Below are 13,318 nucleotides of genomic sequence, written 5' to 3'. Positions count from 1 at the left end.
ATTTAAATTGATTTTTAAAGTTGTAGTATTAAATAAAAAGGTTTTCATTTTCAGCAGAATACATATCTGCCAGTAATGGATTTGTTTCGTCAGAATGTAATTTTCCTTTTTGTAAATTGAAATTTGTCTTTTGATTCTGAATTATTCCAAAAATAATTTTCGGTTTAATAGTTTTTAAGATTTTATATAATGTTTTCATGATTTTTAATTTTAGTTTATGAAATAAAAAAGCCCTTTCGGATGGCTACCAAAAGGGCTATAGTTAGGAAACTATAATAAAGATTTTATCTTTCACTTTCGGCAATAGCAAATGGGGATACACATAGACATCTTACAATACATCATCATTTTATTTACTATTGAATTATTCATTTTGTTTATTCTATCTATTTTATTTTTTATACTCCGATATTCATTTTCGGGTTAGAGCAAAAAAAACCTCCGCAAGTAGCAGAGGTTTTATTGTATATTTAATTTAAATACTAAACAATAGCGCTCTCTGCGGAAGTTTCCAGCATCATACAGCACATATTTTTAATAATTAAGTTCATTTTTATTTCTTTTGTTTGACAAATTTGCGAACTATTTTTGAAACTACCAAACAAAAACTAAATTAATTTCTTTTGTCCTATCAAATTACTATATTATGTTAAACTTCTATTTATAAATTTAAAAAAAATACAAGTTTGATTTGCAAATCAAAATGGTTTTGTACTTTTGCACGCAAATACAGAGGAAAAATTTGAACTGATTGCAACCTCTTCATAATGAAATGGTTCGTTATGAATGCTGAAAGATAAATTTCGGCATTAAAAAATGCTAAAGCAGACTATCTCCTTTAGCCCTTTTTAAGCAATTTTTTTCCTCACTTAATTTTAATTTAATAAATTATTATGGCTTATTTATTTACGTCAGAATCTGTTAGTGAAGGGCATCCGGACAAAGTTGCAGATCAAATTTCGGATGCATTAATTGATAACTTTCTCGCATTTGATGCTGACTCAAAAGTAGCATGTGAAACATTGGTTACAACTGGTCAGGTAATTTTAGCCGGTGAAGTAAAATCGAATACTTATCTTGATGTTCAGCAAATTGCACGCGATGTAATCCGCAAGATTGGATATACAAAAAGCGAGTATATGTTTGAAGCAAATTCCTGCGGAATTCTTTCAGCAATTCACGAACAATCAGCTGATATTAACCAAGGAGTTGACAGAGCTAAGCCGGAAGAGCAAGGCGCAGGAGATCAGGGAATGATGTTTGGTTACGCAACCAACGAAACCGAAAATTATATGCCATTGGCTTTAGATATTGCTCACGCATTATTGATTGAATTGGCTAATCTTAGAAGAGAAAATTCTGAAATTACTTATTTACGTCCAGATGCTAAATCTCAGGTTACTCTAGAATATTCTGATGACAACAAGCCACAAAGAATTGATGCAATTGTAATCTCAACTCAACACGACGATTTTGCTCCAGAAGCAGAAATGCTGACTAAAATTAAAAGTGATTTAGTTTCTATCTTGATTCCAAGAATTAAAGCAAAATATCCTCAATACGTTCATTTGTTTAACGACAAAATTAACTACCATATTAACCCAACAGGAAAATTCGTAATTGGAGGACCTCACGGAGATACTGGTTTAACGGGAAGAAAAATCATTGTTGATACTTATGGTGGAAAAGGAGCTCACGGTGGTGGTGCTTTCTCCGGAAAAGACCCAAGTAAAGTGGACAGAAGTGCGGCGTATGCTACACGTCATATCGCTAAAAACCTGGTTGCTGCCGGTGTTGCTGACGAAATCTTAGTTCAGGTTTCTTATGCAATTGGAGTTGCCCAACCAATGGGTATTTTTATTGATACTTACGGAACTTCGAAAGTAAACTTAACGAACGGTGAAATCGCTAAAAAAGTAGAAGCTATTTTTGATATGCGTCCTTATTTCATTGAACAACGTTTGAAATTAAGAAACCCAATTTATAGCGAAACTGCTGCTTACGGACACATGGGCCGTAAACCGGAAACTGTAACTAAAACTTTTTCTGCTCCGGGCGGACATTCAAAAACAGTTACTGTTGAGTTATTTACATGGGAGAAACTTGATTTTGTTGACCAGGTAAAAACCGCTTTTGGATTGTAAATTCAATCTACTACTTACCATACAAAAAGAGGCTGCCTATATTTTTAGACAGCCTCTTTTCATTTAAAACAATTTGAATTTATCTTTCCAATTGTACGTTTGGCAATGTTTTAGGACGAGCTGCATCATTAGATAAAATCCAACCTGTACGATACATCCACTCGGTCATTTTATGCAATTTTACGTAATCAATATTTTCTGCTTCATCCATAGGCGTGTGATATTGGCTGTGCAAAACACTTGTAAAAAAAACCGATGGAATTCCTTTACGAGCATAAGGCAAATGATCTGAACGGAAGTAAAAATACTCGGGATGTTCTGGTCTGTCCCACAGTTTATCCAAGTCAAATTTCGGACCTTCATCATTTGCTTTTTTTGCAATAGCAACCAAATCTGAAGAGTTTTCATGTGGAGAAGTAGAACCTAAAAGTGCAGCCTGATTAACATTATTTCTCCCGATCATATCCCCGTTTAAAACTGCAACAATGTCTTTTTCAGGAACTGTAGGATGCGATGCATACCATCTTGACCCTAATAAACCACGCTCTTCAGAACCATGAAACACAAATAAAGCACTTCTTTTTCCCGGTTGTTTTTTATAAGCTCTGGCAATCGCCAACATCGCTACACAAGTACTGGCATTATCATCTGCTCCATTATAAATAGAATCCTGTCCATATTTTTGTCTTACTCCGTCGTGATCCTGATGACCGCTAAAAAGTACATATTCATTTTTCAATTTAGCATCTGTTCCTTCTATCTTTCCAATGATATTTACAGACGGATATTTATAGGTTTCAGAAACAACTTCTGTTGACAAAAGATCTTTGGTGGTTTTTAAATAGGCCAACTGATCATTATGCACCCAAAAAACGGGTATTGTTGAACCCATTTTTTCTCTCACACCTTCGATCCCGTAAATTCCTCTTGTCATTTGTGGTTCGACCTGAAACCAGCTTTCTTCTCCCAGTTTATCAGCAACAAAAATTACTGCCGCTGCTCCTTTTTTAACTAAAAGATCATAATATTTACTTTTGACAAGACCTGGATAACGTCTGTCAAATAGTGAAATATCATCTGCAATTCCTTCTTTTGAAGCTAATAAAACAACTGCTTTTCCTTTAATATCTGCTTTTTCAATTTCTTCTTTAGTTGCTGTGCCCAAATACAATAATGGAGCATCAACCTTAATGTTTGTGGTTTCTGCCACTAAAACTTCACTCCACAATTTATATGCTTTTGTGCCAATTTTGAATTTCGTATTTGCTGTAACCTGATGTCTAAACAAATCAAAAAACTGAAAAAAAGTGCCATCATCTCCTTCAGAAGACATTCCGGCCTCTTTGGCTTTATTTGCCAGCCACATCGAAACTTTTAATTCATCTAAAGTTCCTGCTTCACGGCCATTGAAATGATTGCCAGCCATTTCATACATATCCTTTTTAAGATCTTCAACTTTAATGGCTGAAACCAATGGTTTCCTGATTGTTTGCGAAAAAGCTATTCCTCCGCATAAAATCAAAACGAAAATTATTTTATTTTTCATAATTTTTAATTTAATACTCAAATTTAATAATTTAAAAGGAAACTTCGCCCGATATCAAAGTCATTACTATCTATTATATTTTCACTTGTATATGTGTTACAATTTCCTTTCCTTAGTACAAAATAACCGACAAAAAATGAGCCGACTTCCCTCTTTACAAAACGTACTAAAAGCTATTCAAAAAACAGTTCTTAGGTTTCCGTTAGAAATAACAGCAACAATTGCAGGAACTATTTTAGCCATCATTCTTAATGAAATAGAGTATAATAATCCAAACAAAGAACTTTACCAAAAAGCCTTAATGAGCTGTTCTCTCTGCCTTGTTCTTTTTCTTGCTGTTAGTTTATTTTTTCTTAGCTCGAACAAAAAGAAAATCTTACGATTTATTACAAGTTTAATTTTAGGATCATTAGTTGTCATTTTTATATTCAGTTTTAAAGAAAACATAACTGATACAGAGTTTCAACAGTTTTTTGTACTTAATCTGGTTTTACATCTTCTGGTTTCCTTTGCGGGATTTTTACCTAAAAAATACAATCAGGATGAGTTTTGGGAATTCAATAAACAGCTTTTTCTTAGAATTCTAACTTCTGGTTTATATAGTGCTGTTCTTTATTGCGGTTTGGCTTTGGCTATTTTAGCTGTCGAAAAATTATTCAATTTTGAATTTTACAATAATATATATCTTTACATCTTTTTCACGATTGCAGGAATTTTTAATACCCTTTTCTTTTTAAACGGAGTTCCTGAAATTAACAACCATGAGGTTTCTCTGCAGCTAAATTATCCAAAAGGTCTTAAAAACTTTACTCAATATGTTCTTTTGCCTTTAATAAGTCTTTACCTGGTAATTCTGATATGTTATGAAGCCAAAATACTCTTAACTCTTTCGCTTCCTGTTGGCTGGGTTTCATACCTTGTTTTAGCTTTTTCTATTACAGGAATTTTATCATTTTTACTCGTACATCCCATTGCAAATGAAAACGGGAATCTCTGGATGCGTACTTTCAGTCGCTGGTTTTACTTTTTGTTAATCCCTTTGCTGGCATTATTATTCTGGGCAATTTTATACCGAATTAATCTTTATGGCTTTACACACGAACGTTATTATGTCTTGTTATTGTCTGTTTGGTTAACTGTAGTCGTTGGTTATTTTTTAATTCAGAAACATCCCAAAATAAAATTCATTCCGATAAGTATGTGTCTCGCCGGATTGTTTTCGATTGCCGGGCCGCAAAGTGCGGATTCTGTTTCAAAATACAGTCAGCTGTCTCGTTTTGAAAACTATTTGAATAAAACCGACGGTAAAAAACTAACTTTTGAAGAAGAACAGCAATTGAGCAGTATTGTTTATTTTTTAGAAAGGAATTATGGTTTTGAAGTTTTGCTTCCGTATGCTGACAAGAAATTAGATGCACTTTATAAAAAAGATAAAGATCCGGGGATAAATGAGATTATGGAAAATTTAGGTTATGAATATCAATCTGAATATGCCAGAAAAGACGATTTAAAGGATTCTTTTAGTTATTATTTCTACGAAAACAACGAGAATAATGTAGACAATATTCATGGTTACGATTTCATTTTTACCTTATCTAAAGGAAATGCATTTGAATGTAGTAATTGTATAGCAATAGATAATGTATCTTATTCTGTAAAAGCAATAAAAAAAGATTACGGTCAGGATTTACAAATCAATCAGGATATAATTCCGCTAGAAATAAATGATTTTGTTAATTCCAATTCAAAATTTAAAATTGGAAATGACTATTCTGATTCCCGTGAAAAAATTGAGCAAAAAATAGAGAATTCAAAATATACAATCTTATTAACTTACATTCTTGCGAATGGTAAAGTTGAAGACAACAAAAAAATATTAGAAAACTATCAGGTTAAAGTAATGGTGGGTATTAAAAAATAAAAAAAGAAACCCGGCAAGATCTTACTTTGTCGGGCTTTATTTTTCGACCTAATTTAATTCTAATAAGTTCCGTTTTCCATTTTAGTTAATGTTTCCCGAATTTCAAAGGCCGTTTGTTGTTCAACTTCATTACTTAAAAACTTCACAGCCAATGTCTGTGTTTGTATTGCTTTTTCTTTTTGTCCATCTTTATAATACAACTGCGCCAAAGTGTCCAGATAATATGGATTATTCTTAGTTACTATTAAACTATATTCAGACCAGCCTATAGCATCTTTTATAAAATTAGAATTTGAGAGTTTTTGTACTACAGCCCAAGCAGCAGTATTTGCCAGATTAGAATGATATTCTTTAAATGGGCTCCATCCATCATAATTCCAATCTGAGTTATTGTTTGCCGAAAACATTTCGTCTAATGTCTCAATCGCATTTCCTTTGTCTGTTGACAGGTAAGAATTAAAATAAGAATTGAATTCCTTTAAAAAAGTTATATCATCCGGAGATTTTTCACTTTGTAAACTCAAATAATCCAAATAATTTTTATAACAGTCATAGTTTCCTTTTCCGGCAGCAATCAATTTTTTATAAACAGCGATTGTCTTGCTCTGAATTGTATTTCCTGATAAATTTTCATCTGCTATATAAGCGTTTTGTTGTAAAGATGAAGCAATTTCAGCACTTAAATTTCCTTTAAATAAAACTATTGCATGTCCATTCTCATCTTCAATATTCATTTTTTCTATTGCATCGTAATGTTTCAATAAATAATCAATGGCTAGAAAATCAGTATCATTTAAAACCCTTTCTTCATTAAATAATTGCTTGTTGAATCCTTGATTTTTAATTTCCTTCAAAATTGTTTCTGCAAGATATTTATTAGGTTTTGTGTCTTTTTGATGTGCTTCGATTAGCTTTTTCCAGGTTTGAGAAACCTCTTTTTTATCTAGAGTAACTTTTACAAATTTAAGACTTGTAGATTTTTCGTCATTATTAACATCATCTGACTGATCATCATCATAAGGCAATTCATTTACAGCAGCATTATTAAAAGCAAAAATTAAATTAGCATCTGTTGCTTTTTTATCTTTAATTACTTTATTAAAACTATAAAGAGTATTTACTTTTTGGACTCTTTTAGCAAAGTAATAATCAAATTCTGGTTTCAGATTTGACAAAGCAGATTTTGAACTTGCCAGAACTTCTCCATCATTATTCAAAATAATTACTGTTTGATCATCCGCAATTTTATTCGCTTTAAGCCATTTTTTGTCTTCTGCAGTAGCCAGATAATAATTAAAAATGTCATATTCGGGAAGGTAAGTATCATACATGATATATCCAATTTCCGTTTCCTTGTCTTTTAAAAATGAATCAAAATCAGCTTTTGCAGAAGGATTTTTAGTATCTGCTAAAATTACCAGAAATTTATTTTTAGTAATTTTTGTAGCATTCAAAGCACTTTTTAAATTATTTTCAATTTTAAATTTAAAATCGAATTTAGCCGACGGATAATATACACTATCAGCCGCAGCAGCTATACTATCAACCGCTTGATAACCAAAATCATCACTTACTAAAGGTTCTTTGCCCGGATAAGTCCAATTTGAAATTGTTTTATCTTCTAACGCAACTACATTTGAAATTTTCTCAGGCTGAAGATTTTTCTCATTACGAAAAACCAATGGATTTTTTCCTGATTGCTCAGAAACTAGTAACTCGTTAGTTTTATTATCAAAAAAACCTGAAATATTTAAATCTCCTAAAGCATCCAGTCGATATTTGACTGTAATTTCGGAAACATCCTTTGGTAAAGCAAATTTTGAAAGTTTACTATCTCCGCCATATTGTTCAAAAACCAGATATACAAAATCTGCACGATCAATTTCAAACTCCACATCTACTTTATCGCCATCAGGGTTTACATTTTCTTTAATATCGGATAATCTTTGATATTGAACAGCTTCAGTTCCTTTTTGTGTGCCTATGTAAAATGAATAATAAGAAGGATCTACGAAATTCACTTTAATTTTTTTTGCTTTTTTATCATTTTTAAAGCTAAGATCAAAAGCATTTCCTTTATTTGTATTTTGGGTAAACAATAATGAATCGCCTTTAATCTCATAATTACCAGAATAAAAAACCAATTCGTATTTATTATCTTTTAATAAATTTAATTTGATTTTCTGACCTTTGTTTGTAGATAAATAAGTTCCTTTTTCTATTGTTTTTGTTTGAGAGTAAGAAGCAAACACTACACAGAAAAACAATAAGAAACTCCCTATATAATTGCGCATAATATAAATTTTGGCTTGTTAATATTAAACGTAAAGATATTTGATTATCATCGAAATCAAGTGTCTTAAATCCAAAATAGATACTATAAATTATATTTCATAGAAAATATAATGTAACGCGGCTGCACCGTATATTGTGAAACACGTGTTGAAAACTGAGAAAAGTTATCATCATTTAGGTAAGTTGTATTCAATAAGTTGGTTGCCGCAATTTTATATTCCCATTTACTGTTCTTTTTTTGATAAATCAAACTAGCACTTAAAAAATCATATTCATTATTAACTGTTTTGCTGGTGTTGTAATAATGATAAAATTCGTACTCTGAGACAAATGAAAAGCTGTCCAGAAAATAATAATCCAATCTTGCAAAAGGCTTGTCTGTAAAATAGGTTGAACCACTATATTTATTGATTAAGGCATTATAACCAAACTCAATATTAGGCATGTTTTTAAAGTTTGTTGAAGCTTTTACCATATAACTTTGAGTAAAACTTTCTGTCGTTCTTAATTCTTGATCTTGGATATTATTGAATTTTGACCAGTTCAGACTTGCATTGACAGAAGCTTTATAATTCTTTAAAAAATGATCTTCCATAACTCCCCATTCCGGAAAGAGTTTCATCAGCTAAATTCGAATTATAAGGTACTGAAGACTGATTAATTCCGGTAAAATCAGCTTTGGTTTTTATCGCATCTACTTTTCGTGTGTAGGCTGCATTAGCGAAAATATTCTCGAAATTAAACATATTATATTTAAAATAACGCAACGAATGTACTTGTGAAGTCGCATTTTCCAGAGAACGATCTCCTCTAAACAAACTGTTATAATTTGATATTACATAACCCTCAGCCAATTGGTTGACATCAGTAAAATCATTAGACAATGAAAAATTGTATGTCAGTGTTTCCGCTTTTTTTATCTGATATAAAGCAAAAAAATCAGGAAGCACTTTTACGAAATTTTGAGAATAATCTGTTCCTGATTGTGTGTTTGTCATTCCGTATGTATGCAGACTAATTCCTGGAGTCAGGGTAAATTTTCCACTCAGAATTTTATAGTGAAACCCTAAAAAGGCATCATTAAAGTTATAATTTACATCATTATTATTTGACGTTTTGTTCAGGTCATTTTTATCTCCGTTATCCAAAATCTGAAAAATATGAGAATTAAAATTCTGGTACGAATACGTATTTCCTAATGTAATATTGATGTTGCTTTTTGGCGTTACCATATAATAGTAATCCAGTTTGGCATCCAGTTTATTGGTTTTTACAAATCGGTTTTGATTATAATCATTTCTGTCTTGTTTTGGATCAGTAATATATCCTGATAAAGCATCTTTAAAGGGGTTTGTTTGCAGATTAGCATTATAAAACGGATTTTCATCCTGATATAAATGCTGCATTTCAAAAGCAAAGATGTTTTTATCACTTTGTGTGTAATACAAACTTACATTTTGATTTATAGAAATCGGATCTTGCTTTTTATTAGTAAAAATAGTTTCCAGCGTTGAAAAATTATTTACAATCGATTCACGAAGCAAATCAGAGTCTTCATCCTGTTTAGTAAGTTTGGTCAGGACATCATAATCAAACTGCAGTTTTGCATTAGGTTTGTAGCTTGAACTTAATTTAAAAAGTCCGAGGTTATTTTTTTGATGCGTAGCTTCTTCTCTTTTTTCTTCTTTTTTTTCCTGATTGCCAGAAGCTAAAAACGTAGTTTGTGATTTCGTTTCCAAATCAGTTTTTGAAGTAGATAAAATTCCAAAGCCGGTTATACTCCATTCTTTTGTTGGCGAATAGGCAAAATTGGTTGCTCCGAATTTCGTTTCGATTTCCTTGGCGCGATTATTCCGCAAAAGCGAAATTCCGATATCATTGGAAGAGACATTAAAATTACTTCCACCTTTTTTCATCATATTTTTAAAACCTCCCGTGAACTTAAAATAGTCCTGTGCAGTGAGTGGCAATTCACCAATATTATTAAAGTTGGTAATTACATTGATGCTGTATTCAGGGCTGTAATAAAATAATTTTGGGTTAATAACATAACGGCTGTCGAGATGTCCTACACCAATTCCGGCAGTCATATCTCCGAACCAAAAGTTCTTTTTACCGTCTTTCAGTTTGATATTCATAGCCACATTATCCTGATCATTTTCCAATCCTTTTAATGCTCCTATTTCATTATAATTACGTAAAACCTGAATTTTATCAATTGCATCTGCCGGAATATTTTTAACACCGAGTTTGGTATCTCCATCAAAAAAATCCTTTCCTTCTACCATTAATTTAGTCACTTTTTTTCCTTCTACCTCAATTTCCCCATCAGCATTTACTTCAACACCGGGCAATTTTTTCAAAATATCTTCCAGTTTTCTTTCAGTTCCGGATTTAAAAGAATCCGCATCGTAGATAATGGTATCTCCTTTTATAGAAACCGGCATTTCACGAACAATTTCGACACCTTCCAATTCTATACCGGCATCATCCATGACAATATTTTGAGTAATATTTTCACTTTTAGTCGAAATTGTAATTTCTTTAGATTGCATTCCCAAGAAGCTTATCTTAATTACATAAGATGCATTTGGCTTCAGACTCAATTGAAATTTACCTTTATCATTTGTTATTCCGTAAGAATCCATTGCTTTGGTTGCATTGTTAACAGCCATTACGTTAGCCATTTCTAATGGATTTTTTTGTTGGTCCTGAATAAAACCATCAAAACGAATACTTTGGGAAAAACTTATAGAAGTAAATAAAAAAACGAAAAAACAAAGTGTTTTGGTCATTGAAAAATGGTTAGGGTAAATAAATTTAATTTCAGAAATCTTATCTTCCCATCATCGGAGAACCTCCTGCCCGACCACGATTCATCTCTCTAAATTCTTCCATTTTTTTAATTACAGTTTCATCATATTCTTTTTGAGAAACTACTTTTCCTTTTGCCGGAGCTTTTATTACTGTCTTTTCTTTTGCATTCAAAACAATTTTTGAACATAAAATAGTTGTTCTTCCATCGTTGACTTCTAAAATTAAACCTGGTAATCCCCAATAATTTTCTGGTCCCTGATTTACCGGAATTTCTGGCGTGTACCACGCAGTTATTACCACTTCCTTCGGCATTTCAAAATTATCTTCAAAATTGGTTTTTGTTTCTCCAGATGTCTTTTTGGCAACCTCTTTTTTATCTTCCGTCTTTTTATCATCATTGTTTTTAGGCCTGAAATTTCTAAAGTCGGTTTTACTCGCTTCTTTTACTGCTGTTGCCTTATAACACGTATAACCGCCAATTTGTTTGGTTTCAGATTCCATTTTCCATTTTAGTTTTGGAAGAGAATCTACAACCAGGAATTCTTTTCCCATAAATTCCTTATCAACAGTATACGATTTGCTTTTTACATCTTTATAAAAAGTGCCGCCACCGCCCATAAACGAGTTCATCATTAGGCGCATTCCGCCGCCTTGTTGTCCGGGTGTTTCCAGTTTTTCTTCTTCTTTATAAATTGAAGCCGATTTATCAAAATTTAGGATAAAGGTTTTTTCCAGCATTTGTTTCATCCGTTCTTCCATGTTTTTTTGAATTTCAGGCGTTATTTCACGACTTCCCTGCATTCCTTCAAACTTTGGTGCTTGAGTTTTAGACTCGTAAACAGCCATTCCCTGAAAATCTTTTTGGGCATGTACCTGAGCGAAAACAAGCACAGACAACAAATAATATGAAAATTTTTTCATTAGATTATTTTTTTTTAAAGTGGATCAGTCAAATGTATTATTAATTTTAAATTCCTGAAAATTAAATATATCAATACCGATTATATATAGATAAAATTGCTTATTAATTAGACTATTAAATCTCAGGAAGGTTTAAATGAAAAATAAATCTAATATGCAAATAGCCTTATTCCTAATTTAGTTTTTGTAATTTGGCTTATCTTAAACATAATCTCATAAGCTAGATAATGCGCAAAATTTTATTTTTATTTTTTATCGCCTGCTCTTTCTCTACTATTTTGTCACAAAATCAAAAATTAAATATTACTTCTGTTTCTTATTTTAAAATTGATGCTGATGATTTTTTAGGTTATGATTCTTTTGGCTATTCTTATCAGATAAAAAACAATGTCTTTAGTAAAACCAAAGGGACTGAAGTTTTTGAATACAAAAACGTTTCATTAGGAAACATTACTAAAGTTGATCTTCAAAATCCGCTTAAAATACTATTGCATTATGACGATTTTAATACTGTTTTGTTACTTGATAATCAATTAAATAAAATTACAGAAATCAATTTTTCTCAGAACACAACCCCAATTCTTGTAACTGCGATTGGAATGTCGGCTCAAAATCAGTTATGGGTTTATAATACTTTGAACCAGCAAATAGGACTTTTTGATTATTTAAAAAATGAATATAAAATTATTTCTACACCTTTGACAGAAATAATTAAGTATTACCAAACCGATTTTAATACATTTTATTGGATTGATAAAAATAACAATTGGTTCTCGTGTGATATTTTTGGAAAAACAAGTGCATTGGGAAAAGTATCAGACTTTGATCTAATCGAAATTATTAATCCGCATCAATATATTTTCAGCAAAGGTAATTTTTTGTATTTCACAAACACGTCCTCCACAAATTCAGTTACAGCTTCTGAAATTGAAATTTTACAAAAAAGCTTTGATAAATTCTGCTACAAAGACCAAATTTTATCTATTTTTACAGCTAAAGAAATCACAAATTATAAAATCGTAATACCGTAATGCACATAGCAATAGCAGGAAACATAGGAGCTGGAAAAACAACTTTGACCAAATTATTAGCCAAACATTTTAGATGGGAACCCCATTATGAGGATGTAGTTGACAATCCTTATTTAGATGATTTTTACCATCAAATGGAGCGATGGTCATTTAATTTGCAGATTTATTTCCTAAACAGCAGGTTTCGCCAAGTGCAGCAAATTCGTGAAAGCGGTAAAAAAATTATTCAGGACAGAACTATTTATGAGGATGCTTATATTTTTGCTCCCAATTTATATTCAATGGGATTAATGACAAGTCGTGATTTTGAAAATTATACTTCCCTTTTTGAATTAATGGAATCTTTGGTAAAAGCACCAGATTTATTGATTTATTTAAGAAGTTCGATTCCTAATTTGGTTGGCCAGATTCATAAAAGGGGACGTGAATACGAAAATTCTATCTCTATCGAATATTTAAGCAGGCTAAACGAAAGATATGAGGCCTGGGTTCAAACTTATAATAAAGGAAAACTCCTTATAATTGATGTAGATAATATTAATTTTGTAGATAATCCTGAAGATTTAGGGAACATCATTAATCGCATTGATGCTGAATTAAATGGTTTATTTTAGCAAACTTAATCATCTCAAAACAATAAATT

Annotated in this window: 8 protein-coding genes and 1 pseudogene; 4 read left to right on the top strand and 5 right to left on the bottom strand. The window is 31.5% G+C overall.

Annotation, left to right across the window (positions count from 1 at the left end; translation table 11 throughout):
• Positions 1-28: 28 nt before the first annotated feature.
• On the bottom strand, positions 29-199 hold the full coding sequence (locus ABI657_RS02365; protein ID WP_348095634.1) for a hypothetical protein: 171 nt from the start codon (positions 197-199) through the stop codon (positions 29-31).
• Positions 200-893: 694 nt separating this feature from the next.
• On the opposite strand from ABI657_RS02365, the gene metK reads away from it, so the two are divergent.
• Positions 894-2,144, top strand: coding sequence for a methionine adenosyltransferase (gene metK / locus ABI657_RS02360; RefSeq protein ID WP_348095633.1), 1,251 nt, complete (start codon positions 894-896; stop codon positions 2,142-2,144).
• 79 nt (positions 2,145-2,223) lie between these two features.
• Here the strand turns inward: metK and ABI657_RS02355 are convergent, their stop codons facing one another.
• Complete coding sequence (locus tag ABI657_RS02355) at positions 2,224-3,690, bottom strand: M28 family peptidase (protein ID WP_348095632.1); 1,467 nt, start codon at positions 3,688-3,690, stop codon at positions 2,224-2,226.
• Positions 3,691-3,826: 136 nt separating this feature from the next.
• Between ABI657_RS02355 and ABI657_RS02350 the strand changes: the two genes are divergently transcribed.
• Entirely contained in the window at positions 3,827-5,611 is a 1,785-nt protein-coding gene (locus tag ABI657_RS02350; protein ID WP_348095631.1) for a DUF4153 domain-containing protein, read from the top strand.
• A 59-nt stretch (positions 5,612-5,670) separates the two neighbouring features.
• Here ABI657_RS02350 and ABI657_RS02345 read toward each other — a convergent pair whose 3' ends face one another.
• The 3 genes and pseudogenes from ABI657_RS02345 to ABI657_RS02335 all read right to left on the bottom strand — a co-directional run bounded on the left by ABI657_RS02345 (position 5,671) and on the right by ABI657_RS02335 (position 11,644).
• Complete coding sequence (locus tag ABI657_RS02345) at positions 5,671-7,905, bottom strand: hypothetical protein (RefSeq protein WP_348095630.1); 2,235 nt, start codon at positions 7,903-7,905, stop codon at positions 5,671-5,673.
• 83 nt (positions 7,906-7,988) lie between these two features.
• Positions 7,989-10,701 (bottom strand): annotated as a pseudogene (locus tag ABI657_RS02340) (carboxypeptidase-like regulatory domain-containing protein).
• Between the two features lie 40 nt (positions 10,702-10,741).
• Positions 10,742-11,644 carry a GLPGLI family protein gene (locus ABI657_RS02335; protein ID WP_348095629.1) on the bottom strand — a complete coding sequence of 301 codons (903 nt, stop codon included), beginning with the start codon at positions 11,642-11,644 and terminating at the stop codon, positions 10,742-10,744.
• Between the two features lie 227 nt (positions 11,645-11,871).
• Here ABI657_RS02335 and ABI657_RS02330 point away from each other — a divergent pair, with 227 nt between their 5' ends.
• Both ABI657_RS02330 and ABI657_RS02325 read left to right on the top strand, forming a co-directional pair.
• Positions 11,872-12,675 carry a hypothetical protein gene (locus tag ABI657_RS02330; protein ID WP_348095628.1) on the top strand — a complete coding sequence of 268 codons (804 nt, stop codon included), beginning with the start codon at positions 11,872-11,874 and terminating at the stop codon, positions 12,673-12,675.
• A complete protein-coding gene (locus ABI657_RS02325) occupies positions 12,675-13,289 on the top strand; it encodes a deoxynucleoside kinase (protein ID WP_348095627.1) in 615 nt (204 codons plus the stop codon). The genes ABI657_RS02330 and ABI657_RS02325 overlap by 1 nt, the downstream gene beginning before the upstream one ends.
• Positions 13,290-13,318: the final 29 nt, after the last annotated feature.

Source organism: Flavobacterium sp. (assembly GCF_039930565.1).
In the GTDB taxonomy this organism is placed as follows: domain Bacteria; phylum Bacteroidota; class Bacteroidia; order Flavobacteriales; family Flavobacteriaceae; genus Flavobacterium.
The sequence above is the reverse complement of the archived record's forward strand: the minus strand, read 5'-3'. Positions and strand labels throughout refer to the sequence as shown.

Bases quoted from the DNA above. Each gene is read 5' to 3' on its own strand.
- metK (WP_348095633.1), top strand. From the start codon at position 894: ATGGCTTATTTATTTACGTCAGAATCTGTTAGTGAAGGGCATCCGGAC.
- ABI657_RS02350 (WP_348095631.1), top strand. From the start codon at position 3,827: ATGAGCCGACTTCCCTCTTTACAAAACGTACTAAAAGCTATTCAAAAA.
- ABI657_RS02330 (WP_348095628.1), top strand. From the start codon at position 11,872: ATGCGCAAAATTTTATTTTTATTTTTTATCGCCTGCTCTTTCTCTACT.
- ABI657_RS02335 (WP_348095629.1), bottom strand. From the start codon at position 11,644: ATGAAAAAATTTTCATATTATTTGTTGTCTGTGCTTGTTTTCGCTCAG.
- ABI657_RS02345 (WP_348095630.1), bottom strand. From the start codon at position 7,905: ATGCGCAATTATATAGGGAGTTTCTTATTGTTTTTCTGTGTAGTGTTT.
- ABI657_RS02365 (WP_348095634.1), bottom strand. From the start codon at position 199: ATGAAAACATTATATAAAATCTTAAAAACTATTAAACCGAAAATTATT.
- ABI657_RS02355 (WP_348095632.1), bottom strand. From the start codon at position 3,690: ATGAAAAATAAAATAATTTTCGTTTTGATTTTATGCGGAGGAATAGCT.
- ABI657_RS02325 (WP_348095627.1), top strand. From the start codon at position 12,675: ATGCACATAGCAATAGCAGGAAACATAGGAGCTGGAAAAACAACTTTG.